The organism is Phytohabitans sp. LZ39 (assembly GCF_059359075.1).
In genome coordinates this window covers 1-26,219 of record NZ_JCADBM010000047.1, presented here as the reverse complement: position 1 = coordinate 26,219, position 26,219 = coordinate 1, and the positions used below count along the sequence as shown (strand labels likewise).

Here is a 26,219-nt window from a genome sequence, read left to right as displayed (position 1 = left end):
GACCAGCAAGTTGACGTCGCTGGCAGCTCGGGCGGCGGCCGCCACTGAAGCGGGGTCGGTGATGTCTAGCGGCAGGATCTCCATGCCCTTCTGTAGGACGTGTGGCAGTACGCCCGCGTCGGCCAACCAGGTCGGCCCTTTGTGCCGCAGGTCGTGCCGTCGCAGCCACTCAAACCCGAGGTCCCTTACCACGTCGTCCCAATGCGTCGCGTCCCGCAGCACGGCCGTACTGATCCGCCCGCCACGGGGACCGGTGAACAGCCGACCTTGCGAATCGGTGAGCGCGTCGAGCCGCGCAGCCACCACGGTGCGGGCACGCTTGCCCTTCGTGCCCTTGTCGATCAGGCCACCTGGTCCTGGCGTTGTCTGGCGCCGGACCGTCCACATCCACGTATCCCGGTCGATGTCTTCCTTGCGGACGCCGGACACCTCGCCGATGCGTGCGGCGGTGCACGCCGAGGGCTTGGAGATCGTTGCCGCACTGCACGGCGGTCGGCGGGAGTGACCGAGGCCGTCATTGAGCTGGGCCGCTTGCCGCGCGGCGACGTCCTGCGCCAGCGAGCCGCCGTCGCGCTGGCCGGCACACCCGGTCAGGGTCAGGGCGGCCGTGACGGCCGCGCAGGTCAACGACAAGACCCGGGTCGCAGCCGGGCGGTCATGAGACGCCGATCTGGGTCAGCACCTGGTCGGCCCTTCGTCTCGTCCATCCGCCATCCCTATCCGTCGACAGGGCGGCCCGGCCCAACCTTGTTGCCCACCGGGCGGGTCAGCGTCTAATCCACCGGGGCCTTGACGGCGCGGAGCCACCGGATGACGGCCTCCACCGTGCCCGCTGCCGCGGCGTCGGTGGAGGGCCCGGTTCGCGACAGGTACACGACCGTCGTGTCGCCGATGACGACCGTGCAATCTGCGAAGTTGTCGCGGGGGCGGTTGGCGTCGGTCAACGGCCGACTGCGGCACGCCACCCGCATCCCGTGCGGGACGAGGATGCCGCGTGGGGTGGAGCCCGTCTCGATGCTCTTCGTCCACCAGGCGTCCTTGATCCGGGCGAGCGAGGTGTACCGGCGGACGGTCAGCCTCATGGTAGAGGCGTCCGGCGTGCTCCACTGTTCGGTGGCCGCCGCCAACTGGCCGTCTTTCTTCGCGGTGGCGATCTCCGCCGCGGCGTCCCGCGCTGAGATCTCGTAGGCGGTGGCCCAGTTTTCCGGTGTGACGGCGATGCCGGCTCCGCGGTTGTAGCGGGCGGTCCACCCGTCCGGGCCGAGGTCGACGATCAGGTCGATGGGGGCGGTGGACGCCAGTTCGTCGACGGAACGTCGGTCAGGCGCGCCGGCGGTCGCGGATGCCGGCGCCGCACCCGTGGCCGACCCACCTGGCGTCGGATCCCCGTCCGGACCGCCGCAAGCCGTGATGAGGGCCGCAAAGGTCGTCGCTATGGCCGTGCGCCGGATCCCCACGGCAGCTCCTGACCGTCTCTGCTGGAAGGCCTTTCAATCCACGTTAGTGTATGAAGTGCCGTTCGTGGGCCGGGCGGTCATGCGGACCCGAAGGTGATGACGAGCTCCGGCGGTGTGCTGGTCGCGGCCTCCCGGCTGTGGAAGCGTTGCTCCGCGCCCGAGCCGTTTCTCGCTCGCGTCCCGCACCAGGAACCTGTGGTTGGCGCCGGCGTACATCGCCTGCACCTGGCCGGCCACAGTCCACGGCACCTAGCCGGTCGACGACGCGGCGGTCGCGGCTGTCCCGGTGGTGCTCGGCCGGGGTGTTCCCAGGTGACCGACGTCTCCGACCAGGTGCTGGCCGCCCGGATGGCCTGCAAGTCGCGAAATCGACCCCTTCAGCGAAGGTCTATGAGCCGAGTCGCACTGGGGCGTGAAACCGAGTCTGGCTGCCTGACGATGCTGATCTTGGTGCACCCGAGCCGTGCCATGGCTTCTTCGATCATGGCGACGCGACGTGGATTCCGCAGGTCGGTCCAGGCGTTCAGCGCCTTTTGGTAGGTGCGGGCTGAGGCGTCGAAGTCGCCTCGGCTGGCACGGATGTCTGCCAGGGTGTGTAGTGCCCGTGCCGCGGTCCAGGGGTCGTGGGTGCGGTTGGCGACGTCGATGGCTGCGGTGGCGAGCTGTTCCGCGAGGTCGGCGCGGCCGCAGGTGGCCGCCACGCCGGCGAGGTCGCCGCCGGAGTTGAATAGGTTGGCCTCGTTCTGGTGCAGAGCTTGCCCCCGACGCAGGCACCCTTCAGCTTCCGTGAACCGGTGTTGCCGCAGGTACACCAGGCCCGGGTTCTTGAGCATCCACAGCTCCAGCAAGGGTATGTCGCCGGCCCGGAACGCGTCGCGTGCCTCCTCGAACAATGCGAGGTAGTCGATCTGCGCGCCCTCGAGCCGCTTTTCCTCCGCCAGCCGGCACGCCTCCAGCCCGACGGCAAGTGCGTCACCACGACGCCGCGCGTCTTCGAGGGCAGGGGTGCACACCGCAGGCGCCTGTGCGAGCGGCGGCGCTGGCGTCTGCACGGCCTGGTACGCGGCGAACGCCAGTGCGGCGTAGCGCAGGGCGCTGTCGTTCTCGTCGCGGGCTGCTTCGGCCTGCATCATCAGGCCCAGCATCGTGGCCTGTCCCTGCCGGTCATGAGCGTTGTCGGCGGCGGCGAGGCCGGCACGCAGTACCCTGCCCCAATCGTCGTAACGGCCGCGCAGCTCAAGATGGGACGACATGCGTTGCGCCAACGCCCACGTCACCGCGTCGGCATCACAGTGGACGACGGTCATCAATGCGTCGTGTTCCTCGTCGAACCAGCGCATCGGGTCGGCGGCGACCGCTGCCACCGTGTCCTGCGGCGGTAGCCAGACCGGCGTGGGTTCGGGATCGAGACCGAACCAGTGCGCCAGCTGGTTGTCGGCCGTGGCGGCGAGCGCGAGCCACCCGTGCCGCAGCCGCGTGATCGCCTCGACGTCGACCTCATCCGCGAGTTCCCTGGCGACTAGCCGGACCAGGTCGTGTATCCGGTAACGCGGTCCGGTAACCCCGTGCCCGGTCGGCTCCACCAGATGTGCCTCGACCAGGTCGTCGAGCACTCGCTCCGCACCCCAGCGGTCCTGGCCAAGCAGTGCCGCGGTCACCCAGCCCGCGAATTCGCCGAAGTCCAGCAGGCCGAGCCTGCACAGCAGCCGGTGCTGGTCGGCGGTCAGCTCTGACATGCTCTCCGCGAGGCTGGTACGGACGCCGATATCGCCGAGTTGTAGCCAGTCCAGTCGGCTGCGGGTATCGGTGAGCCGGTGCACGAGGTCATCGGCCGTCCAGTTAGGACGGGTGCGCAGCCGTGCGCCAGCTATCTTGATCGCCAGCGGCAGCCCGCCGCACAGCTCGACGATCGCACCGGCGTGCCGGTCGATGTCTTGTGTGCCGGCCGTCGTTCGCATTAGGGAGATCCCGACGTCGACGGGTAGGACGTCCAGCGGCAGCGACCGCAGCGACTCGAGACCGGCTAGTCGTCTACGACTGGTCACCACGAGACCACAGCCGGAGGCGACCGGGAGCAGCGGACGCACGTACGACTCGTCGGGCACGTCGTCGAGCACGATCAGCACCCGTCGTGCGCCGAGCAGTTCCCAGAACAGCTCGCCTCTGTCGCGTGGGCTCTTGCGCAGCTGCCCACTGATCGGGATGCCGAAAGCGCCGAGGAACCTGGTCAGCATGGACTCGTCGACCGGTTCGGAACCGCGTCTGGCCACCAGGATCCCGTCGGGGAACGCGGCGCGTGCCCGGTCGGCGAGGCACAGGGCGAACGTCGTTTTCCCGACTCCACCAGGTCCGGTGACCGCCAGCCACGGCGTGGCCGACGCGAGCACCTGCTCTCCCGCGGCGAGCGTGTCGTCACGACCAACGAGCAGCGGCAGGCTCGACGGCAGCTGGCAGGGCACACGGGTGGGTATCGGTGGTGACGCCTGTTCGGCGATGACCGTCTGGTGCGCGGTTCGTAGCGCCAGGCCGGGATCGACGCCAAGCTCGTCGCGGAGCCGTTCGACGGTCTGCTGAAAGACGGTGAGCGCGTCCGCGGTCCGGCCACTGCGGTGCAGCGCGAGCATGAGCTGGCTGACGAACCGCTCGCGCAGTGGATGCCTCGCGACCAGATCGGTCAGCTCAGCAACCAGGCCCTCGTCCTGGTCTGCTTCCAGCATCGCGTCGAACTGCTTCTCGAGCGTGGCCAAGCGCAACTCGGCAAGCCGGGTAACCGCAGCGGTGATCGCTGGGGTGGGTGGGACATCGGCGAACGGCGTGCCGTGCCACAGCTGGTCCGCTTGACGCAGCAGAGCGATCCGGTCCCGCGGTGCGACGGTGCGGGCGCTGGCAACGATCCGCTGATAGCGATGGAGGTCCAACTCCTGCTCACCGACATCGAGCAAGTAGCCCGGTTTGCGAGTGACGAGCCGCCGAGCTGCGGCCTGACCGGAGGACCCACTGCCCAGGACTCGTCGCAGCCGCGAGATATAGCCATGGATCAGCGCGCGCGAGTCGGGTGGCGGCGCCTCAGGCCACAGATCGTCGATGAATTTGTCCATGCTCATCAACTGGCCGGGAGCAGTCAACAGAACCGCGAGCAGTACACGTATACGCGGTGGACCGAACGTCAGCCTTTCGGCACCGTCATAGATCTCCAACGGCCCCAGAATCCGAAAATCCATCACCGTCCCCCAGAACGCGACCCGACCCCGCTCCCTCCGGAGCCGCAGACCCGAGTCTGCCACCGACCCCCCGGACACGGCCCCGGTGTTCGGTCTTCGGATGGCGCATCGTGAGCACAGAGGAGATGCATCCCAGTATGCATCCTGTTGATGACCTGGTACGGCGGTAGAGCGGTGGCCGTCCGGCGGCACGGTCAACGCCCATGTACCGGCTGGACCAGAACATGTTCGTACGGCTGCCGCTGATGCAGGGCGGCGCCGAGGACGTGTGATGGAGCAGTAATGGCTGCGATCACCACGTCGATGTAGCCCAGCCCTCCACGGTCCGTGACCACGGTCCGGCCACCGCCGCCCAGTGGCGAACTCGTCCCCCTACAGCCCGGGACGATGCACGCCCGCCGCGCCGATCACCACCATCAAAGCCCGGGAACCGCCCAGGCGGGCGCAACGGGCCACCCCTGGCTGGCCAGACCCGGCTGTGGCGTCGCCATCCGGTGTCCGCTCGGCCGTACCGGACACAGATAACTGGCGCTATGTCGACGAACCGGCGGGCGGCGCCCCGAACCGCCACCCGCCGTTAAGCCGAATCCATCAGCCGCCGGCTAATCGCACCTCACCCAGCGGGTGCTGAGGTTGTCTCCACGAACATCTCCCCTTAGCAGGATCGAGCCGTATAGCCGGACACAGTCGCCGGGCGCATTGACGAAGACCGGGCCGGCATACGTGTGGTAGGGCCCCGACCCGCGGGCAGGCGGGTCGCACTCCTCCGCGCCGGTGTCCTGGCGCACGATGCAGAGCCTGATGCGCTCGGCCACGCCCTCCGTGCCGGGCGGGTTGGCGTAGAACAGAGCGCAATTGGTCGGCGGGGTCGACCGGTAGTAGATGTACGCGGTGCCCGCCGGACCCGTCTCTCCCGGCGGAGGAGTGGAGGGGTAACTGCTTGGCGACCCGTACCCCCGACTGGTGCACGGCTCGCCGACCCGGACGGCGGCGCTCGCCGGCGAGCCAGAGACCGCGACCAACGTCACCGCCACGAGCAACACGACGTTTAGGCCGCTCCAGAGCCTGCGACGTCTCCATGACGCTGTCATGACCACCCCCGAATTTCGGTAGAAAACACTGTCTCGCACAGCCTGCCGCCAGGCCCTGGTCAAAACCTGGATAAAACATGGACGACCGGATGATCGTGTAGCGCCTAGGCTAGGGTCGCGGCATGGCGATTCCTGGCTTCGTTGCGAGATTCGGGTTCTGGCGCACTCTGCGTGGTTGATCTCTCGGGCTGCGATCTCTCGACCGTCCATTGTGTACCTTGTCGCGGCTTGTGATTGATCTGGAAACCTTGCTACCGCACTTGAGCGCAGTCACAGTGGAACGCGTCGAGGTCACCGAGTTGGCGTTACATATCCACGTCATCCCGGCTGTCACAGTCGGGACCTGTCCCTCGTGCGCCGGGAGGGGTAGTCGGGTGCACAGCCGCTACCAGCGGCGTCTGGCGGACCTGGCCATCGGTAGCCGCGGGGGTCTGTCACTTCTTCGCTGGCGTTTCCGCGCTGGGCTGCGGCGCTCTTCCGGTCGGCCTCCTAGTCGATGAGGGTGGCGACGGTCTTGCGGAAGGTGTGCGGGGTGACCCATTCGAGGCCGGTTTTCCGTGCGCGCTTGGCGCCACTGCCGGCGGACGTTGTTGGGGAGAGCCAGGTGTCGCGGCGGGTAGCCAGCACCGCTCTTGGTCCACTCCTGCCGGAAGAGTCCCTTGCCCTTGACGTACACCCAGGTGCCGCAGATCGTCAGGGTGGGACGCTCAGCGGTGAGGTTCAAGTCTCCCCAGCGCATGGCCCAGGATCTCGCCGAAGCGGGCACCGGTGGTGAGCATGAGGTCGACGATGTCGGCCAGGTCGCCGGTGTGCTGTGGTCCGGGCTTGCCGGGGACGGGTTGCTGCCAGTCGCGGATCGCCGCGCGACAGCCTGCAGGTGCTCGTCGGTGAGAGCGACGGGTTTGCGGCGGGGTGTGTAGTCGACCGGTGTCGCGTACCGGGTTGGTCGTGAGCGCGCCGTGGCGCACGGCTAGGGCGAACATCTGGCTGAGCACGACCTTGGCGCCCTTGGCCGCGGACGGATGGTTCTTAGCGATGCCGCGGACCTTGTCGAGGCGGCCGACGGTAGCTTCCCGGACCCGAAGGGTGCCCAGGGCGGGCGCGACGCCTGTCTCAGGCTGGTCTGGTACTTGTGGATGGTCTGCAGTGCGAGGCGGTCCTCTTCGGTGATCTCGTCGATCCACAGTTCGGCGAGCGAGTTGGTGCGGGTCTCGCGGGTGATCTCGTCGTCGTTCGGCGGCGTCCGGTCGCGGAGCTTGACGATCAGTGCCCGCACGGCGGCCGGGCCGGTAGGCCCGGTGGCCTCGACGTCGCGGGTCTTGCCGTCGTAGTCGCCGAACCGGTTAGCGCCGAGCCTTTCGGTGCGGATTTTGCCCCAAGTGCCGATGGGCAGTTCAGGCCGGGCCACAGATCACCTGCGCTGGTCGGTGTGTTCGTCGAGCCAGCGTTCGACTTCGCTGCGCCGGTGCGCAAGGTGTTGCCGACGCGGATAGCGCGGTCCCTTGCCTCGGCTGTGCCAGGCGTAGAGCGTGTTCTTTGGCTTGCCCAGCCAGTGGGCAACCTGGTCGATGGTCAGCAAGGGATCGGGCTGCCACGTCTTGTCGGCGCGGTCAACCTGGACGGCGGAGGATCGTCCACATTGGTCGCGCAAGGTCGGCGAACCCGCCGTCACGGTACGCAATCGCCCGTCCGGCGGCGCCGAGCGGCCGGTCCCCAACGGTATCGGCGTCTTCTCGCGCCTCGGTTTAGGCTGCGAGTTTCCGAAGGGTTTCGCTGCGGCATCGCGCGATCTCCCGGACGGGTGTCCACATTGCTTGACGCCTCGATCACAGTCGTGGATGTTCATGGAAATCGTGGGCGAACAGGGAGGGTACCTTGGTCGGATACTTGCGTCGGGTCGGCGTGACGATCACGGCGATCGGCGTCATATTGGCTGGCTCGTTATTCGTTTCCGGGCGTGCGGCGCAGGCCAGCGGATGTGACATCGAGCTCGACCTCCAATTCAACAACGGCGTGCTGACCGCCTCCCATTGGGCAGTTTGTTTCGAGCCGCCGAGGTGGAGGACGATTCCCCTCCAGGTGCTGATGGAGAAATACGTCGATGTCGGCGGCGGCACCAGGCCAAACTTCAAGTGGGTTACCGTCGCGCGTGGCCGCGGCGACATCAGTTACACGTGTGTATCTGGCATCGCTCACGAATTCCGCGTGGAGCTAGGCGAAAAGCACGGCCTGTTCCAATGTGGCTGACCCTCCTCGCTGTGACGGCTGGAAAGGCGCATCGTCGGATCGCCTCGCTCGTGGTCGTGGCGGCGGTCGTGGTGCTCGTCCCCGAGCCGGCGGCGGGCGCCACGACCGCTACCCCGCCGTTGCGGCTGGTCACCACCGGGGCGGTGACCGTGGAGCGGCTGCCGGGCGAGTTGGTCCGGCTCGACCCGGGCACCCACGTGGTGGCTGGAAGCGCTCCGTTCGAGGTGCGGGCGACGCGGGCCTCCTACGCCGAGCCGATCATCGCCACGCAGCTCGTCCACGTTGGAGGTAGGCAACGGAGGGTAGCGCTGCCGCCCGGCCTGCTGACCGACCTTGCCGGCTTCCCCGCGTTCTTCCACATGTCGGTGACGGACGCGGCGGGACACACGGTGGCCGATCGGGACGAGACCTTCTGTCCCGGCGACGCGGTGCGGACCCGTCCCGACGCTCCGGCCGCGTCGCCCTACGCCAATCGCTGCTCGTCTGTGCCCTTCGCCCTAGGTGCGGTGTGGGGGATCCAGGCCGGCTGGGGAGTCAGTACCGCGCGACAGCGGCCCAGCCCGCTCTTCCTCGACGACGGCGCCTACACGGCGGTGGTCTCGGTCAACCAGCCGTACCGCGACATGTTCGGGTTTCCGCCCGACCAGTCCTCGGCGACGGTCCGGGTGACGGTGCGGACCGTCGAAACCGCCGCCGCCACGGCGAAGCCGGGCTCCGTCGTCCTGTCACGGCCGAACGCCGCGTCGACTGTCCCCAAAGGACCGAGACCGGACCTGCGGCCGCTGCCAGCCTTCGCGATCCACCCGTCCTACGGCGAGGAGGGTGACTACCTCTCCTTCGCGGCGACCGTGTGGGTCGCCGGCACGTCTCCGCTCGTCGTCGACGGCTTCCGCCGGCCCGGCGAGGATGTGATGGACGCGTACCAGTACTTCTACGACACCGCCGGGAGGCAGGTCGGCTACGCGCCGGTCGGCACCATGCGGTGGGACGCCCGCGACGGCCACCACCACTGGCACTTCACCGACTTTGCCAGGTACCGGCTGCTCGACGCGGACAGGAAGGTCGTGGTGCGCAGCGGCAAGGAGGCCTTCTGCCTGGCGAACACCGACCCGATCGACTACACCCTGCCGTACGCCAACCGGCAGCCGGACAACACCGACCTGCACACCTCGTGCGGCGACGCGTCCTCGATCGCGGTGCGGCAGGCGCTCCACGTCGGCAACGGCGACACCTACCACCAGGACCTGCCGGGTCAGAGCTTCGATATCACCGACCTGCCCAACGGCACCTACTACATCGAGATCACCGCCAACCCCGACAACACCCTCCACGAGAAGACCACCGCGAACAACACCGCATACCGCGAAATCATCGTCGGTGGCGCGCCGGGGGACCGGACGGTGCAGGTCCCGCCCCACGGCCGCGTCGACGGGTAGCCGAGGGACCGTTGATCGGATTACCGGTTGCTAGCGGTCCGCTTGTGCAGTGATGCCCGCAGGACGGTGTGCTTCGGCGGGATGGCATCCGTCCCCTTGGCGGCGTCGGGGCGAGACGGCGGCTGGCGCTGGCGGCTGAGCGGGCGCAGCAGACCCAGGCCCGACGTCTCCGGGCATGGTCGGTCGGTTCTGGGGAGGTCGTCGGCAGGCTCGATAGCGGTCACATCGCTGTCGAGCGTGAGGTGGGTGGATGGCTGAGCCGGTACGAGCGCGGCGGCTTACTGAGGACGAGGCGTGGGGGCCACATCTACACGATCAGTCCCGACGGTACCGGCAACATCCAGGTCACGTCCGGCCCGGCGACCGGCGAGGTATCCGACTGGCGCCCCGCCTGAGCGCCATCCGCTCCGGGCATAATTGACAACTGTGAGTGTGAGGTCGATCGGCTCGCTCCTCGTCGTCTCGGCGCTGCTCGGCGCCGCCGGCTGCGACGGCGGCCCGCCAGGGCTCCCACCCGCTTCCGGCGGGCCGAGCGTCGAGGCGAGCGCGACCCCAGCCGTGGAGGGCGACGACCTCGCGGTGAAGATCATCAAGCCGCCGCCGGACTACCTGAGCATCGACGAGGTCTTCGACGCCGTACCGCCAGCCGGCGCGGACGCCACCGTCCTGGCTCAGGTGATCGAGAAGATCCGGCAGGAGACATTGATTCTCGGCCGGGTCAAGGGTGGCATCGCGGTGAAATGCGCGGGCGGGCGCGTCGCCCTGAGCGCCGGCGCGAAGACGCGATGCACCGCCACGTACGCCCGGGTCACCATCCCGTGGATCGTCACCATCGACGCGGGCGTCGCGCCGACCGACCGGCTCGTCAGGTACCGCGTCACGCTGGAAGGCAAGAGCGTGCTGCGCGCCAAGGCGGTCTACGGCGCGTTCTGGGACTTGTACATGGTGGTGCGCGAAAAGGTCAACCCCGACGGCATCGACCCCCGGCTGAGCTGCGACGCTATCCCCGACGCCCAGTTGGCGGACCTCGGGAGAACAGGGCACCGCTGCCAGTACCTGGAGGACTTCGTCGGGACGCAGCGCTGGGTCAGGTACGACGTCCTGCTCGACGGCAGCGGCGCGGTCACCTTCGATCAGCCCTAGTGCGGTGACGACGAACGTTTACCGGGTTTGAGGTCAGGCGGCTTTGGAGCGGGGTCGGCCCCAGCGTTGTTGGCGTTCGCTGCGGATGCGGGCGCGTTCGCGTCGTTGGGCGGCCAGGACGTCGGGATGTCGTGCGTTGGCGTTGCGCCAGCGAAGGTAGGCCTGCATTTGTTTCGCGTGCACCAGGCCCGGATCGCTGGGGTGGTGTTGGCGGACAGGTTGTCGCAGATGATGTAGATCGGGGCACCGTCCGGACGGGTGGCGCGGATCGACTTGAACGCGGCCAAACTGTGGTCGCCGATTCTTTCCAGGTCCGGGTGCGCTGGAACGACACGCTGTTGTCGCGCAGCAGCTGGCGTAGCCGTTCCCGACCGACCGCGACCGGCCGGTCGGGGTTGGTGGCCAGGTAGTCGGCCAGCTTGCGGATGCTCCAGCGGGTGAACGGGCGGCCCACCCTGGTGGGCCGTCCGGTGGCCGTCGCGACGATGAACTTCTCGTCGTCTGTGCTGATCCGGCGGGGACGGCCTCCCGCCCAGTTAGGGTCCAGCGCACGCAGCCCGACCTCGTTGAATGCGTGGATCACGTCCCGCACGGTGTCCTCGTGCGCCGTCACCAGGCGGGCGATCGCCGATACCGGCGTACCGGACGCCGACGCCATGATCATCATGGCGCGGCGGACCCGAATGGTCCCGTGCTTGCCCCGCCGCACGATCTGCTGCAACCGGCGGCCTTCCTCCTCAGTAAGCCGCCGCGCTCGTACCGGCTCAGCCATCCACCCACCTCACGCTCGACAGCGATGTGACCGCTATCGAGCCTGCCGGCGACCTCCCCAGAACCGACCGGCCACGCCCGGCGTGTCAGCAACCCGGTAAACGTTTGTGGTCACCGCACTACGGCATCGTCAGCATGCCCACCCGAACTGGCCGGCCCCGTCCAGCTCAACCACTACGTCCGCGAGCACTGGTGCGTGGAGAACCGTCTGCATTGGACCCGCGACGTGACGTTCGACGAAGATGTCTCCCAACTGCGCACCGGCGCAGCACCATGGGCCCTGGCCAGCTTCCGCAACCTGACAATCAAAACCTACCGCCTGGCCGGCAGAGCCAACATCGCCCACGCCCGCCGCGACCTGCACGACCGCGCCGACACCTTCAGCTTGCACAATGGGCGGGTGACTCGATTTGATGTTGTGTCCGGTGGTGCGGGCTCCTGCGCCCTAGCGGAGTTCGAGCTCTCGTTCGTCGACGAGGCCGATGAGCAGCGGGTCGGGTAGAGCTGGCCGAGCGCGAACTTGCGCTATGGGAGCGACTCCGCGCCGCCGGGCACGACGTCGACGACGTGGTGACCCGGTTGCGACTCGGAGCGGATTGGTGGGAACCGGTGAAGAAATGGCTGTTCGTCGCGATCTCCGCGGCCCTGGTGTCGGCATGCGGCGGCGAACCGGCGCCCGACCCGGACATCACTGTGGTACCCGAGCCGCCGCGAATGCAGGGCGTGGCCGTGCTGAGTTCCGACACGAACGGCAACCGGCTGGAGTTCGTCGACCCCGGAACCGGCACGATCACCACTACACTTCCGTTTCCCGCCACGGAAGAACCGTTGGTGACCCGGTACGGCCCGTGGGAGGCGAACGAGGTCTTCTCGCCTGATTGGCGGTACGCTGCCGCGCGCGCCGGGAACGACATCCAGCTCTACACCCTCGCCGAAGCTGAGAAACGGTATGTCCCCACCCGCAGGATCACGCCGCCGCCGGGGGCGGGCGTGATTGATTCGTTCCGGTTCGGCCGCAGCGGGTCGAAGCTGTGGATTACCACTGGCACCTCCGCTCCGGTCTATTCGGTCGACTACCTCGTGGCGGACAGCGCCCCGGTCCAGGAGGACGCCGCTTTGAACCACACGTGGGGCCTGATGTGGGACGCTCGAGGCAACCTCGTCAAGGAGTCCGTGCTCACTACCATCGCCCCGGACGGCAAGTCGTGGATGTACTCCGTGGCGGACAAGTCCGGCGCCGTCGTCGAAGCCTCGCTGAGCATGGGCTCCGGGAACGAGTACCAGCTCGTCGCGCCGCCCGACGGCGACACGCTCCTGTTTGGCGCGAGGAGCAAACCCGCCGGGCCGGCACTGATCAGGGTCGTCAGAGACCAGGCCGCGGCGACCATCCGGGTCACCGAGATCGCGAACTCACCGCAGCCCGTCACCAGCACGGTGGTCTCGCCGGACAAGACCGAAGCCGCCTTCGGGACGGAGGGCGGACCTTGGTTCATCTCCTCGACCGCTCCCGGCGGCACACCCCGGCAGGCCGTGGTCCAAGGTCTGCCGGAAGACGGGAACGGGATGTATCACCGGTTGCTCGGGTGGGCTTGACGATCGCCGCAGTGCTGTTCTTCCTGATCTCATTGGTCACTGACGTCGGTACCAAAGTGGCCGTTCCTCTGCTGGTGATCACCGTTCTGGTAGTTGCCGGCACCAGCGTGACGGACCTCGCGACCAGGCGCAGACGATGAGTCCTGCATGATCAGACGAACGACAGCTGGTCCGCGTTCGCATCCGCCCAGGTGACCGAGGGAGCACGTGGCCGGGGGGTTGGCAGGCGCGTCGGTGCGGCTGCGCGCGGAGTCCGGCGACGGCTGGACCAAAACCTCGGCCGTCGAATCCGCAAAGTAGGTCCGGGCAACTCGGCGGCCAAGCGTCCGGACCTAATTTTCGTGGCGCAGGTCAGCGACTTGCCCATCCGCAAGGCTTAACCGGACGAGACATGAGCTTGCGCGATGTGCAGATCGCTGCTCGGCACGCCGACCCGCGTACCACCATGCGTTACGACCGGGCGCGTAAGAACCTCGACCGCCACCCCAACTACGTCCTCGCTGCGTTCATGGCCACCGGAACGTAACCCGAGCTCCCAACTTTGCCGATGAGCGCGCAGGGAGTTGTGCGGCTCGGTATGTAGGGTGCCAGTGTGGCGACGCGGTCGTGGTTGGGGCGGTGGTACACCGCAGCGGCGGCCTGGTACTCGATCATGGGTGGCTGCGTGTCCTTGGATCAGGTGACGACGAACATCGCCTGGCCGGTATCAGCGAGATCAATCAATGACAACGTCACGGGCGGCATTCTCGTGGCACAAGACGTTGTGGGTGGCCAGTTCGCCTGGATGCCGGACTCTAGCGGCACTTCATTGATCTGCGGCTGACGGCTCGTTGATCAGGCTCACCGATTTTGGTGGCCGAGACGAGTGCGTTCGACCTCGGCGACGTTAATGGCTGGCGAGCGCCGCCATTTGGGGCTCAGTTGAGGCCGGCGGTGAACGCGGCGCGGGCGGCGAGCAGATCGTCCATGTGCTCGGCACACCAGGCGCGGGCAGCGTCGACGAGGGTTAGCAGGCTGCGGCCCAGCGGCGTCAGCGAATACTCCACCCGGGGCGGGTTCTCGTCGTAGGCATGCCGGATCACCAGCCCGTCGCGTTCCATCGCGCGCAACGTCTCGGACAACACTTTCGGGCTGATCGTCCGCAGCGGGACCCGCAGTTCGCTGAACCGGCGCGGTCCGTGCTCCAGGCACAGCACCACCATCGCTGTCCACTTGTCGCCGATCTGGAACGGCATCGCGGTCGACGGGCACGCGACGTCGAACATGTCCGGGCTGAGGCTCGCCGTCATGAGCGCAGCGTACCGCCGGTTTCGTTGCGGTAACCGGAAGCGGGGGCCCTAGCCTGCTGGACATGACCAACATCGTCGTCTTCGGCGCAGGTGGCCGGGCAGGCCGCGCCATCACCGCCGAGGCTCTCGGCCGCGGTCACGCCGTGACCCCGGTCGTCCGCAACCTCGCCCGCCACCCCGACCTGCCGGCCGCCGTGCGCGGCGATGTCACCGACGCGCAGCAGGTCGCCGCGATCGTCCGCCGTCATGACGCCGCGGTCAACGCCGTCAGCCCCGCCTCCGGCCCTGAGGAACTGGCGCAGCTCGACCTCGATCCGGAGTTCTTCGCCCGTGCGGCAGATGCACTGGTCCGCTCCGGCGTGCCCAGGATCGTGGCGATCGGCCTGTTCAGCAATATGGAGGGCGCCGATCCGCTGCCGGAGCAGTTCCGGGCGTTCGGCGAAGCGCACGCCGCCGGTCTGGCACGGCTGCGGGAGTCCCACACCGACTGGGTGATGCTCACCCCACCGGCGATGCTGCTGATGAACAGCCCACGCCTGGGCCGCTATCGGCTCGGTGGCGAGACCGCCGAGACAGGCACCTTGTCATATGCGGATCTGGCCGTCGCCGTCCTCGACGAGATCGATAAACCGACCCTGCACCGCGCCCGTGCGGCTGTATTCAACGAGGCATAGAAGGTGCAGCGGCGCGCGGTTCCAGGCCACGACTGTGCCGCCGCGAGGAGCGCGACCATCCTGATCTGCCGCGATGTGCTCGCTACGAAAAGTGACTCAGCTGCGTTGATCGTCGGCGTCAGGTCGCGGCGGGAACGACCGAAGATCGCTGTTGTTCTCTGCTCTAGCTTGACCGAAGAACGGGAAAGGCTCGCCGACTCGGGTCAGCGGACTACGTCGAGAACGATCGCGGTGACTGGGTCTGGGCCTGTCGCCAGCGGGCGGTTGCCAGGTGCGGCCTGTTCAAACGCTGGTAGGCGTTTTCCACGGTGAGCAGGTTCGGGCGTACGCGAGCGCTGGCCGGCTCGCGGTTGGGTGTCCGCCACGCGCCGGCGGCGGCAAGCTGGCTGTGCGCCTGGGCCGCCGCCAGCGTGTACCCGGAGGCGTGCGCCAGGAAGGCTCGCAGGCCGCGTGGCTACCAGGTCACCGGCAGCCGCGTCGGGCCGAGGATCGCGTGCCCGGCTTTCCACGGCACCTCGTCGGGGGGCGCCGCGAGGCGCAGCCCTGGAAGGTCGCGCAGCAGCAGCCCGATCGCGGTGCGAACCTCTAAGGCGCCCAGGTGGGCACCGATGCAGTAGTGCGGGCCGTACCCGAAGGACAGGTGAGGGTTGGGATCGCGGTCGAAGTCCATCCGCTCCGGGTCGGGAAATACCTCAGGATCGCGATTGGCGGCGTCGTGCGAGGGGATGACGATGTCCCCTTCGGACAGCCGGTAGCCGCTGGGCAGCTGGACATTCGTCATGACGCGCCGTGGCATCTCGTCGCCGTTGGAGGTGGAGTACAGCCGTTCCAGCTCGCCGACGGCGCCATTTACCTTCTCCGGGTGGTCGAGCAGGTACGCCCAACCAGTCCGGCCGCGTTCGTAGGGGCGCGTTTGGAGCACGTGGACGAAGGTGGCGATCGAGCTTGCGCTGGTCTCCCAACCGCCCACGACCAAGGCGATCGGCAGCTTGATCTGGACGTCCATAGGCTGGTCGGCGGCGGCCGTTGCGATCTGCGTCATCAGGTCGCCGCTGGGACAGACTCGCCGCCGTTCGAGCTGACCCCACAGGTAGCCGCCCATCTCGACGGCCGACTGGGCGGCCTCGTCGCGGCTGAGATCGCCGGCACCGAGGAACATGTCACCCCACCGCCGGAACTGCGACCTGTCCTCCCGTGGCAGGCCCAGCATGTCGCAGATGACGTCCAGGGAGAACGGGATGGTGAAGTCCTGGACCAGATCGGCCGGGTGGCCGCGGGAGACCAGCTTGGCCAGTTGCGACTCAGCCACGGCTTGGATCATGGTGCTCAGCTCGGCCACCACCGGCTTCGTGAAGGTGTCCTTGACCGTGCCGCGCACCTTCGCGTGCTGTGGTCCGTCCATCCCGAGCATCGTTCCCGCCACGTCGACCTGGTCTGCGTGTGCGGCAGCCGCCCGGGAGAACACGTCCTGGCGCCGTAGCACCTCCCGCACGTCCGCGTAGCGACAGATCAGCAACGCCGGGAGCATCTCGCCGGCGACCTGACGGACGACCGGCACCACCCCGGACCCGGAGGCGGCGAACCGCGCATAGTAGGGGTGCTTTTCGGGGCCCGGAGGCCGATTGACGCCCTCGGCGTCCAAATAGAACGGGTGGTGCAAGCCGGCGGCGGTGTGCCGGCCGGGAGCGCTCATGGTTACACGATCTCATCCGTGCCACACATACGGCAATGGATGGGTCACCGACCGTCGATCCTGTTGGAGATTCGGCGCCGTTCGAGAGAGAGGAACGCCGTGGCTGGTGTCAGAGGTGCAGATGCCCGTCCGGGTACTTCGGATGCACCAGGTCCTGTTCGCGGGATGCCAAGTGCCGGGCTGGTGTGGTGCTCTCCCTATAGACGATGCCGTCTCGCAGGATGCCCTCGGCTTCTGCGCTGCGCCCTGTCTCGTCCAGGTAGTTGGCGAAGCTGAGCCGGGCGTGGTGTTCGTGTGCGGATACTGCTGCTCGCCACGCCATCTCGGCTTCGTCGTGCCGATTCTGTCGGTGTAGCAGCTTGGCGAGATCGACTCGGATCTGCTGTCCAGCATCGATCCCGTCGCGTAGGACGAGTTCGGCCTCGTCGAGTTTGCCTTGATCTTCAAGCAGGCCACTTAGTGAGCCGCGCGCGTGTGAGTCGCCGGTAGCGACGGCGTCGCGCCAGGCGAGTTCGGCTTCGTCTAGGCGACCGCGTTCTTGCAGAAGCTGGGCAAGCATCATGTACGCGTGGCTCTCACCGGCTGTAGCGGCCGCCCGCCACGCTTGCTCGGCTTCGTCTAGGCGGCTACGTGCGTGAAGCAGGTGGGCGAGGCCACTCCAGGCCGGTTCGCCTGCGTCGATGGCATCACGCCAGGCCTGCTCGGCTTCCTCGTGCCGGCCCTGCCGGTGTTAGCAGCTCAGCAAGTTCACTTCGTGCGGTGCCGCGGCCGGCAGCCAGTGCGGCACGCTCGAGCCGCTCGGCGTGCACCGGCAGCGAACGGCGTTGGGCGCTTTCGGCGAGATCGGCGAGGTCGTCCGGGTCGCTGATCTCTGCGGCTGCCGTCCGCCAGAACAACTCCGGCGGAGTGACGCTGACCCGTGTCCGCTGGCTATGCTGGGGCAGGTAGTCGGCCACAACATAGCCGACGGTGACGCGGTTGTCTGGATCGCTGACGGGCAGCAGCACGGCCGTCGCGCTTTCCTCCATTCGGGCCTGGGTGGCCGTGGCCAGCGCTTCGGGAAACCAGTCATCGTTGGCTGCGGGACCAGGCAGGTACGCCCGCGTCGCGGCGCGAAGAAGACCTTCGGTCAGCGGTGTGTGACGCCTAGCCGTGACGCGTCCACGGCGGCGTTGATCAAGGCTCTGACCGGGGCGGCTGCCAATCTTGGGTCGCGTGCTGCCAACTCGGCCGCTCGACGGCGCTCCTGATTGTCCATCGTGGACAAGGTGACTCGGTGTATTGCGGTGAAGGTCAACAGGGCTTTTGCCTCCGGGTACCTGGGCACGGGCACGCCGTCGGTTGTCAGCTGCGTCGCCGCAGCGAGCGGCAGGACGACATCCGGCCACGCGGTACCGACGATCACTACGGGAGTACTGGCGTCCAACAGTCGCTGAACATCTGCCTGCGTTAGCGCCGTTGGCCCACGTAGGAAGGGGCCCTGTAGGTATCGCTGGAACTCATCGAGCCACACGAGTAGCCGCGGCGGTGTCGAGCCGGCCGCCGCCATGTCCATGAGGGTCTGCGCGGTATCGGGATGCAGCACCGTGAAGTCGGGTATCACCTCGCGCGCCAACTCGTACGCCAGACGCGTCTTGCCGACCGATGAGTCCCCGAGGATGAGCAGGAAGCCGCCACGCACTCGGGCGCCGGTCATCCACGCCCGCAGGCCGGCCGCGACATTGCGTTCCACCCATACCGGCAGCTGCGGCTCGCACGTCGTCGTAGGCGGCCAGCGCGACGTCGGGGAGTTGAACCTTGGCGGCGGCGTAGAGATATGCGTGCCGGTCCGCCGGCGTTGGTTGGCGGGCGGACCGGCACGGTTGGTGGTGTGGTCGGGTCAGGGTGTGGTGCAGGTGAGGGCTGGTGTGCTGCTGGTACCGGAGGCGATGAAGCCGAAGGTGGTGCTGGTACCGGCGCCGAGTGAGCCGTTGTAGGCGGCGTTGCGGGCGCTGACCGTGGTCCCGGTCGTGGTGACGGTGGCCCCCCACGCCGAGCTGACCCGTTCGCCGGCGGTGAGCGCCCAGTTCACTGTCCAGGCGGTGATCGCCGTGGACGTGGCGGTGACGCGTACCTCGGCCTGGAAGCCGCCGGACCATTGGGAGATGACCCGGTAGGTGGCCGAGCAGCCGGCGTTCGGGTTGCCGGTCGGGGAGGTGGTCGGGGTGGGCTGGGTGGTCGGGCTGACGGTGGGTGTGGGGCCGGGGCCGCCGCCGGTGAAGTTGACGTCGCTACAGAAGTAGTAGGACTGGTCGAGGTGGCTTGCTTGCCACACGGTGTAGACGATGTGGTGTCCGGTGCGTCCGGGTGCGTTCACCTCGACGGGGGTCGTCGTGCCGGTCGGGACGTTGGTGACCTGGCCGGCCAGTTCCAGGTCGCTCCACCTCGGCCGTTGGGTGGTGGGGTCGAAGCCTTGTTTGGTGACGTAGACGTGGATGTAGTCGGCGCCGTGCGAGGACTGGTCGTACAGGTTCAGGGTGAACCGGTTGGGGCGGTCGACGGTTTTCCATTGGCCGGGTTCGTCGAAGGCGGCGTATCGGCCGTTGGCGGTCATGCCGCCGCTGCACAGTTGCCCGTCGGGTACGGCGCTTTGGTGGTTGCCGCCGACTCCGTCGCGATGCAGCCCGTTCCAGTTCCACATGGCGCCGGGGTTAGCCTGCCATGCCTGGTAGCACATCGGGTCTTCGGTGGCCGTTTGCGCCGACGGTCCGTTGGGCCAACGCTGGTAGCAGCCGTAGTGCCGGGCGATCGGGTCGCTGACGGCGCCGTGTGCCGAGGCCGGGGCGGCTAGCACGGTGCTGGTCAGCAGCCCGGCCGCCACCGCGAAGAGGATACGCCGGATCCAGGCCCGGCGTGGGAACGCCTGGTGTGTCATCTTCTTCTCCATGTAAGGGCAGCCGGGTGTCAGGAGTACGGATTCTGGGTGAGCAGGTGTGCCTTGTAGCCCTCGCCGATGCCCGGCTCCGGAGTCCCGCTCCAGTCGAGGATGAGCACGTGTCCGCTGCTGCAACCCCAGGGGTTCCAGGTCCAGGCCAGGTAGCTGACGCCATGAGCGTCGGCCCAGTTCACCAGGGTCCGCATGTAGTCGAAGCCGCAGTCCGCACCGAACTCGCCGAGCACGATCGGCACCTGCTGCGCCAACGGGGCGATCTGGGTGTCCCAGCAGGACACGGTGGCGCAGGCGTTGTTGCTGTACGCGTGCCACGAGGCGGCGATGTTGTTCAGCGGGTCGTTCGGCTTGTACTGCAACCACTGCCGCATGTCGTTGGCCCACTCCAGGCCGCCGACCATGAGGATGTTGGTGGCGCCGGTTGCCCGTACCGCGTCGACCATGTCTTGCATGCCGGCCACCTCGTAGGGGATGCCGGTGCAGGTGCCGCCGTCGCGCAGGCACTGCCAGCCCAACGTCTTGTTCCATGCAGCGGAGTGGTCCGGGTACGGCTCGTTGAACAGGTCGAACACGACCGCGTCGTTGCCCTTGAACGCGTTGGCGACGCCGGTCCAGAACTGCGGGGCGTACTGCGCGTCCGGCATCGGCTTCTGGCAGACGGCGGCCGCGTCCTTGCAGTGCCAGTCCGGGCTGGTGGTGTGGGCACCCCAGGTCCAGTGCAGGTCGAGGATGACGTTGACGCCGTTGGCGACCAGCAGGTTGACGTAGTTCTTGACACCCTGCTGGTAGGTGGCGCCGCTGGGCGAGCCGTTGAGGCCGAGCCAGCACTCCTCGTTGAGCGGGATCCGGACGGCGTGGATGTTCCACGTCTTCATCGCATCGACCGACGCCTGGTCGACTGGGCCGCCGTCCCACTGGCCCTTGCCCTGCACGCAGGCATACTCACCGCTGGAGCGGTTGACGCCCAGCAGCCGGTACGGTGTCCCGCCCGCGGTCACGATCTTGTTGCCGGAGACGCGCAACTTGGGGGCGGGGCCGGTGGGCGCAGGTGTGGTGGTGGCTGTCGGTGACGGGCTGGCACTGGTCGGGCTGGCGGTCGGTGTGCTTACCGAACCGGTACACACGGTGCCGTTGAGCGAGAACGACGCCGGCACCGGGTTCGCGCCACTCCACGCGCCGCCGAACCCGATCGACGTCGACGCTCCGGTGCCCAGCGACCCGTTCCAGCGCATGCTGGCCGCGGAGACGCGGGCACCGGACTGCGTCCAGGTCGCATTCCAGCCTTGGGTGACGCGTTGGCTGGCGTTCGGGAAGTCGAACGTGAGAGTCCAGCTCGACATCGCGTCACCGAGGTTGGTGATAGCGACGTTGGCGGTGAACCCGCTTGTCCACTGGCTCTGCACGGTGTACGTGACGGAGCATCCGGATGCGGCCGCTGCTGCGGGAAGGGTAGCCGTGGCCATGCCGCCCAGTACCAGCACGCCCGCTGCGCCAGCGGCCAGCAATGCATGACGATGCTTCATGTGATCTCCTCGTCATCGTGAGGGATCGATGGGAGCGCTCCCGACATCCTTTATTAGACCATCTACGAAAGTCAATGCTCTACGAGCTCGACCTTCCCCCCGTCGGTGGACGCCGAACGGTAAGCGCTCGACAGGTAAGTGAAGTAGCCTGGCAAAGCGCCGGACGGAGGAGGACAACCGTGCCGACCAGCCCGATCTGGGCTAGCCGCTCGAAGACGCGGGGGCTGGTCCTGGATTTGATCAGGGCGCGCACGATCAGCCGGGTGGAGCTCGCGGCGGCGACGGGTCTGACCGGCGCCACGATCTCCGAGGTCGTGCGCGAGCTCATGGGCGACGGCCTGGTCGTCGAGGCCGGCCGGGGCGCGCCGACCGGCGGCAAGCCACGCACGCTGGTCCAGCTCAACCCGCTGGCCCGCTACAGCGTCGGAGTCCAGCTCGAGCGCAACACGTGCGTGATCGTGGTCGTCGACCTGGCCGGCCGTCCGGTGGCCCGCACCTCGTTCCAGGGCGTCGCGTCGATGCCGCCGGAGCAGGCGCTGCCCCTGGTGGCGGCGCAGGTGGACGCGCTGCTGGCCACGGCGGCCGTCGACCGCGACAAGGTGTTGGGGGTCGGCCTGGTCAGCTACGGCCCGCAGGACCGGCGCGCGGGTGTGCTGTTGACACCCCAGCCCACCGATCAGTGGCTGCGCCATCCGGTCGCGGGGCGGCTGGCCGAGAGCCTGGGGCTGCCCGTCCTGCTCGACAACGACGCCGCGGCGGCGGCGATCGGCGAGTACTGGATGGGAGCGGTGGACCCGCGCTCCACCTATGGCTGCATCTACATGGCCACCGGGATCGGCGGCGGTGTCGTGGTCGCCGGCGAGGTGTACCGGGGCAGCTCCTCCAACAGCGTGGAGATCGGCCACATCTCGATCGACGTCCACGGCGACCAGTGCTCGTGCGGCAACGTCGGCTGCCTGGAAAACTACGCCGGCCCGACGGCGCTGGTCCGGCAGGCGATGGCCACACCGGGGCTCGCCCAGCGGCTGGCGCTCGACCCCGCCTCGGCCGACTTCCTCACCGAATTCGCGCGGATCGCGGCCGCCGCGAACGCCGGCGACCCCGCCGCGCGGAGCCTCGTCGAGCAGTCGGCGCGCTATATCGGCTGTGCCGCCGTCACCATGGCCAGCCTGTTCGACGTGGACACGATCGTGCTGGCCGGGCCGAGCTTCGCGGTAGCGGGCTCGATCTACCAGACGGTGATCCAACAGGAAGTGGACCGCCGCACGTTCACCAAGCGGGCACACCCGGTGCGGGTAGTGCCGTCAGTCAACGGATCGGACGCGGCAGCGATCGGCGGAGCAGTCCTCGTCCTGCAAAGCGAGCTGACCCTCGCACATTCCCGCCCGGAGGACGGGACGCGGCCGGTGCCCGCCGCCACGGGCGAGGCGCCCTGACCCTGCCTCAGGGTGGCGCGGGTCGAGGAAGACCTCCCGGACCGGTCCGCGCTCGACGACCCGCCCCCGGTAGAGAAACCAGGATAGGGCTATCTGGGCACTGCCGCGATCACCGGCACCCGCAAACCCGCGGCCAGGAACCGACCGACGTCCAATGCGCCTGCAACACCGCGATCCACACAGTCCGAGCCGCCGTCGAACGCTGCATCGCGCACCTGGCCAACGGGAAGATCCTCGACACCGGTTGGCGCGGACGCCTCAGCGACCTTCCCCGACGTCCTACGCACCGTCACCGGGCTGGAGATCTACCGCGCGTGGGATAAGCCGTTCTGAATAGCGCTCCAGGACCCCAACGGCCCAACCCACGATGAAAATGGCTCAGTGATCACGCCGACCGCTCGGAGCGCTCCCTCCCCGGCCCGGCGCAGGGTTTCGTCCTGGACGGGCAGCCATGCCACAGGTGCCGTACCGCATCAGGGCAATGAGTCGTGCCCCTCACCAGGCGAGAAACCCGCGACCCCGCCCACGCCATGCACTGGTCCCGACGGCGACGCAAAGTCCAAGCCCGCGCCCGAAAAGCCCACTACCAGCGCAGGCACACCCGCGACAGACAAGTGATGTTGGAGTGTTAGAGGTCTACTTGAATTCCGACCGCGCTACCACGTCCATTTCTGGAGCGCATTGCCGTTGCAGGTCGCGATGGTGATCGTGGCGTTGTTGGCCGATGACGCCGCAGCGAGACACAATGCGGTACTTCCGGTCGGCCGGATCGTCCCGTCCGAACCGAACTGCCATGTCTGTGCGACCGTGTTGTTGCACGTATAGGTCCAGATCCTCTGACCCGTCACGAAAGTTCTTGACGGCACGTCGAGGCAGTTGCCGAGAACTCGTATCGAATTGTCATTGGGCAGCCGTGTCAGCGCCTGCGCCTTGGTGTTGTTACAGTTGTATGCCTGTAGATATGTGCGGATGGCCGTCGCGGAGGATGGCACGTCAATGCACCGGCCGGTGTTATTCCTGACCGGGCTCATCACCGGGTTCGGGCCTTTAGCCACCTGGACCATCTTCGCGACGGACGGGACGCCGGTGGCGTCGACGATGAAGAGCATGTAGTAGCCGGGAGGCGCCACGCCGCCGTTCGGCGGGCCGGTGACCGCCAGCGTCGTACCGGAAGCCGAGAACTTCAATGGAACATAGCGCTGGCCTTGGTCCACGCCGTGGGTCACGTCGCCCAGTCCGACCAGCGCGACCTTCCTGATGCTCGCCGCCTGCGGGGAGGAGATCGTGAAGCTGGAATTGACGCCGACGCTGGCTGGTGCCGCGGAGATGACCGGCCGCGACGCTAGCTGACCGCTGCCGTCCTTCTTGTAGAGGTAGGGCGGGGTGAAGTATTCGACGTTCTTCTCGAGATACCCGACATCCGTGCAGACACCGCAGACTCCGCCGCCGCCCGTCATGACTCGCCCGTCCGGCAACAGCACGGCCGTCGAATGATATTGCCGTATGCGGCTCGCGCTCGCGAGCACCGTCCATCCACCTGTCACGGGATCCCAGCGTTCCGCGGCCGTCGCGGCGTTGTTCAAGTCGACGACGGCGGAGCCCGCCGCACGGGTCATGCCGCCGGTGGCCAGCACCGAACCGTCGGCGAGCAGGGTCGCGTTGAGTTGCCGTCGCCCGGTCGACAAGGATCCGGTCGATGTGACGGACGGGATCAGGCCGGCGCCGCTGTTCACGACGACGGCGGTTCGGGTGGGGACGTTCGCGACACCACCCTCGGTGATCTTGCCGCCGCCGACCACGATGGACTTGCCGATGTCGTACGTGGAGAAGCTTCCGTAGTCCCGGTTGATGCTGTCGCGGGTGCCGCTTGCCGTGATGACGCCGTTTCCCGAGGTGTTGATCGTGTACGCGGTGGTGGACGGGCCGAAGAGTCCGAGTTGGGTGTCCGGACGCGAGCCCATGAAGGGATAGATCCGCGCGCTGTATTTCGTGAAGCCGGAGACCGCACGGATGGCCCCGTTCGTCTGGTACACCTCGGCTGTCGTGGGGCCGCCGCCGACTATCACCTCCTCGCCGTTTGCCATTTCCGCCACCGAGGGATACCAGCGTGCGGCGGCCATGTCGTTGCCGCGGGTCCACGTCTCGGTCTGCCAGTGGAAGATGTAGGTCCGGACCGTGCCAGCGAGATTCGCGTCGGCATTTCCGCCGGCGATCAGGATGTTGCCGTTTCCGAGATGCGCGAAACCCGCACAGAAGATGTTGGAACCCTGCAGGTCGACCCGCTTGTACGTGTTGTCGGCGGGGTTCCAGACCATCGCACGCGTGAAGCTGTGATCCGGGTACTCCTCGGCCGCGTTGTCGCCGACCGAATCCCAGCTCAGTACCTTGCCGTTCGGCAGCACCGCCTCGAACACCGGCACGACGGGCGTGCCGAAGACCGGGCTCCACGATCCCGACTGTCCTGGGTCGGCGACCGCGGACGCCCTGTTGCGCGCCGTGCCGGGGCGCAGGCCGGTCTCGCGCTGGATTCGCGCCGCATTTTCGGCGGTCCGCTTCTCGATGACCCGCATCGGTGTCCCCACCAGGTCCTCCGCAATGTGCTCGCGGTGGTCGTCATGCTCGTGGACATGCATCCCGGCGTCCGCCCGCCCAGCACGGCCAGCAGCGGTGGCCGAATCGACAGGAGAAGTGCCGGAAAGGAATAATGCGGTCAGTAATCCGGGAGCAATGAGATCGCGACGCGTACACATCATGAGCCCTTCCGCCGAAATCAGGCATCGGCTGTTATCGGCGGCGCGCGGACCACATTTCGAGCCTTATCGGGCTGGCAACATCTTGATCTGTGCCCGTTTCACTACCGCATACCAAAGAAGGGCGACGCCCGTGCGTGTCGCGCCACTCACCCTCGCGGCTCGAAGAACGATCTGTTGCCCATGCTCAGATTGGGGCCACTGTGAAATCGCTTCCAATGCTGCCTTTCTCATGTCGCCGATAGAAGAACCATAACCCTTCCCTAAATTATTGTTCAATGTCTCGTGGTGGCACGCTGTGGCTGATCCGCGTCGCCATTTGGCGAGAGGTGCTGACCGAACGGCTGGCGCCGGGGGAACAAAGTCGTCCGGTGGTGCCAATGAGGCGAAACGAGCGTGCGGTCGGCGTCGCCGCGACGACACGAGCTCTTACGCGGTGATCACTCGGCGGAGCCGCCAGGGCGCCGGCGCGAGCAGCGCGGTCGCCGTCACGAGCAGCACCCCGGTTTATGGGAGTACGTCGACCATGCCGCCGCCATGCCGCACCAGCTCGGCGTAGCCGTCGACGGCCCAGGCATGTGGCGTGAGGCGGGCGACGGTGCGCATCGTCGGGGCATCCGCAATAGCCCAAGTGTCTCCGTGCGCTGCCGCTATGGTCGCAAATTTGACCGTTGTCTGACCTTTGCCGACCTTGCTAGTACGGTGCTGACCGACCGCCTGTTTAGGTCACCAACTGACCGGTGGTCGTGGGCCAGCTCGGATGAGAGCGCACACTGTTCTGCATTCGGCAGTCTGGGTGATGGTGCCTCTCCCAACCGGTTCCCGACCGGTGGTTTCCCCGAGATCGTGGCAGGGCTGATGACAGACGAGATCAGCGACGCGGAGCTGGTCGCGGCCGTTCGGGCCGGTGACACCGCCGCCTACGAGCTGGTCTACCGCCGGCACGTGGACGCCGCCCGGCGGATG

20 protein-coding genes and 4 pseudogenes are annotated in these 26,219 nt (G+C 67.7%); 10 read left to right on the top strand and 14 right to left on the bottom strand.

What is annotated here, in order from left to right; all coding sequences use genetic code 11:
• Positions 1-87: 87 nt before the first annotated feature.
• The 5 genes and pseudogenes from AC5L36_RS44875 to AC5L36_RS44855 all read right to left on the bottom strand — a co-directional run.
• Positions 88-459: pseudogene (locus AC5L36_RS44875) on the bottom strand (site-specific integrase); the annotation flags it as partial.
• A gap of 314 nt (positions 460-773) precedes the next feature.
• Positions 774-1,457, bottom strand: a complete 684-nt coding sequence (locus tag AC5L36_RS44870) for a hypothetical protein (RefSeq protein ID WP_441225150.1) — start codon at positions 1,455-1,457, stop codon at positions 774-776.
• A 377-nt stretch (positions 1,458-1,834) separates the two neighbouring features.
• Positions 1,835-4,654: an AfsR/SARP family transcriptional regulator gene (locus AC5L36_RS44865; RefSeq protein WP_441225149.1), complete on the bottom strand. Its 2,820-nt coding sequence runs from the start codon at positions 4,652-4,654 to the stop codon at positions 1,835-1,837.
• A 1,445-nt stretch (positions 4,655-6,099) separates the two neighbouring features.
• Positions 6,100-7,177, bottom strand: a pseudogene (locus AC5L36_RS44860) (tyrosine-type recombinase/integrase).
• Positions 7,178-7,180: 3 nt separating this feature from the next.
• A complete protein-coding gene (locus AC5L36_RS44855) occupies positions 7,181-7,441 on the bottom strand; it encodes a helix-turn-helix transcriptional regulator (RefSeq protein WP_441225146.1) in 261 nt (86 codons plus the stop codon).
• Between the two features lie 203 nt (positions 7,442-7,644).
• On the opposite strand from AC5L36_RS44855, the gene AC5L36_RS44850 reads away from it, so the two are divergent.
• The 3 genes from AC5L36_RS44850 to AC5L36_RS44840 all read left to right on the top strand — a co-directional run bounded on the left by AC5L36_RS44850 (position 7,645) and on the right by AC5L36_RS44840 (position 10,595).
• Positions 7,645-8,016 carry a hypothetical protein gene (locus tag AC5L36_RS44850; protein ID WP_441225144.1) on the top strand — a complete coding sequence of 124 codons (372 nt, stop codon included), beginning with the start codon at positions 7,645-7,647 and terminating at the stop codon, positions 8,014-8,016.
• An 11-nt stretch (positions 8,017-8,027) separates the two neighbouring features.
• Complete coding sequence (locus tag AC5L36_RS44845; RefSeq protein WP_441225142.1) at positions 8,028-9,452, top strand: lysyl oxidase family protein; 1,425 nt, start codon at positions 8,028-8,030, stop codon at positions 9,450-9,452.
• A 426-nt stretch (positions 9,453-9,878) separates the two neighbouring features.
• Entirely contained in the window at positions 9,879-10,595 is a 717-nt protein-coding gene (locus AC5L36_RS44840) for a hypothetical protein (RefSeq protein WP_441225140.1), read from the top strand.
• Between the two features lie 33 nt (positions 10,596-10,628).
• Here the strand turns inward: AC5L36_RS44840 and AC5L36_RS44835 are convergent.
• A pseudogene (locus tag AC5L36_RS44835) lies at positions 10,629-11,367 on the bottom strand (helix-turn-helix domain-containing protein).
• Between the two features lie 195 nt (positions 11,368-11,562).
• Between AC5L36_RS44835 and AC5L36_RS44830 the strand changes: the two are divergent.
• From AC5L36_RS44830 to AC5L36_RS44810, 5 genes and pseudogenes are all read left to right on the top strand, one after another.
• Entirely contained in the window at positions 11,563-11,868 is a 306-nt protein-coding gene (locus AC5L36_RS44830) for a hypothetical protein (protein ID WP_441225139.1), read from the top strand.
• Between the two features lie 107 nt (positions 11,869-11,975).
• On the top strand, positions 11,976-12,959 hold the full coding sequence (locus tag AC5L36_RS44825; RefSeq protein ID WP_441225138.1) for a hypothetical protein: 984 nt from the start codon (positions 11,976-11,978) through the stop codon (positions 12,957-12,959).
• An 11-nt stretch (positions 12,960-12,970) separates the two neighbouring features.
• Entirely contained in the window at positions 12,971-13,099 is a 129-nt protein-coding gene (locus AC5L36_RS44820) for a hypothetical protein (protein WP_441225136.1), read from the top strand.
• 251 nt (positions 13,100-13,350) lie between these two features.
• Positions 13,351-13,485 carry a hypothetical protein gene (locus tag AC5L36_RS44815; protein WP_441225134.1) on the top strand — a complete coding sequence of 45 codons (135 nt, stop codon included), beginning with the start codon at positions 13,351-13,353 and terminating at the stop codon, positions 13,483-13,485.
• 68 nt (positions 13,486-13,553) lie between these two features.
• Positions 13,554-13,685, top strand: a pseudogene (locus AC5L36_RS44810) (DUF2625 family protein); the annotation flags it as partial.
• 191 nt (positions 13,686-13,876) lie between these two features.
• Here AC5L36_RS44810 and AC5L36_RS44805 read toward each other — a convergent pair.
• Positions 13,877-14,248: a winged helix-turn-helix transcriptional regulator gene (locus tag AC5L36_RS44805; protein WP_441225133.1), complete on the bottom strand. Its 372-nt coding sequence runs from the start codon at positions 14,246-14,248 to the stop codon at positions 13,877-13,879.
• Positions 14,249-14,310: 62 nt separating this feature from the next.
• Between AC5L36_RS44805 and AC5L36_RS44800 the strand changes: the two genes are divergently transcribed.
• Positions 14,311-14,922 carry an NAD(P)-dependent oxidoreductase gene (locus tag AC5L36_RS44800; protein ID WP_441225131.1) on the top strand — a complete coding sequence of 204 codons (612 nt, stop codon included), beginning with the start codon at positions 14,311-14,313 and terminating at the stop codon, positions 14,920-14,922.
• A gap of 454 nt (positions 14,923-15,376) precedes the next feature.
• Here AC5L36_RS44800 and AC5L36_RS44795 read toward each other — a convergent pair whose 3' ends face one another.
• From AC5L36_RS44795 to AC5L36_RS44770, 6 genes are all read right to left on the bottom strand, one after another.
• Positions 15,377-16,615, bottom strand: coding sequence for a cytochrome P450 (locus AC5L36_RS44795; RefSeq protein WP_441225129.1), 1,239 nt, complete (start codon positions 16,613-16,615; stop codon positions 15,377-15,379).
• 109 nt (positions 16,616-16,724) lie between these two features.
• Positions 16,725-17,297 carry a tetratricopeptide repeat protein gene (locus AC5L36_RS44790; protein ID WP_441225151.1) on the bottom strand — a complete coding sequence of 191 codons (573 nt, stop codon included), beginning with the start codon at positions 17,295-17,297 and terminating at the stop codon, positions 16,725-16,727.
• A gap of 4 nt (positions 17,298-17,301) precedes the next feature.
• Positions 17,302-17,643 (bottom strand): hypothetical protein, encoded by a 342-nt coding sequence (locus AC5L36_RS44785; protein WP_441225127.1) that lies wholly within the window; start codon positions 17,641-17,643, stop codon positions 17,302-17,304.
• A gap of 101 nt (positions 17,644-17,744) precedes the next feature.
• Positions 17,745-18,347 carry a hypothetical protein gene (locus AC5L36_RS44780; RefSeq protein ID WP_441225125.1) on the bottom strand — a complete coding sequence of 201 codons (603 nt, stop codon included), beginning with the start codon at positions 18,345-18,347 and terminating at the stop codon, positions 17,745-17,747.
• A gap of 147 nt (positions 18,348-18,494) precedes the next feature.
• The gene (locus tag AC5L36_RS44775) at positions 18,495-19,529 is read right to left on the bottom strand and encodes a lytic polysaccharide monooxygenase (protein WP_441225123.1); all 1,035 of its coding nucleotides are present in this window, start codon (positions 19,527-19,529) and stop codon (positions 18,495-18,497) included.
• 29 nt (positions 19,530-19,558) lie between these two features.
• Positions 19,559-21,067, bottom strand: coding sequence for a cellulase family glycosylhydrolase (locus tag AC5L36_RS44770; protein WP_441225121.1), 1,509 nt, complete (start codon positions 21,065-21,067; stop codon positions 19,559-19,561).
• Between the two features lie 179 nt (positions 21,068-21,246).
• On the opposite strand from AC5L36_RS44770, the gene AC5L36_RS44765 reads away from it, so the two are divergent.
• On the top strand, positions 21,247-22,503 hold the full coding sequence (locus tag AC5L36_RS44765; protein ID WP_441225119.1) for an ROK family transcriptional regulator: 1,257 nt from the start codon (positions 21,247-21,249) through the stop codon (positions 22,501-22,503).
• Positions 22,504-23,159: 656 nt separating this feature from the next.
• On the opposite strand, the gene AC5L36_RS44760 is transcribed toward AC5L36_RS44765, so the two are convergent.
• Entirely contained in the window at positions 23,160-25,136 is a 1,977-nt protein-coding gene (locus tag AC5L36_RS44760; protein ID WP_441225118.1) for a galactose oxidase-like domain-containing protein, read from the bottom strand.
• Between the last annotated feature and the right edge of the window lie 1,083 nt (positions 25,137-26,219).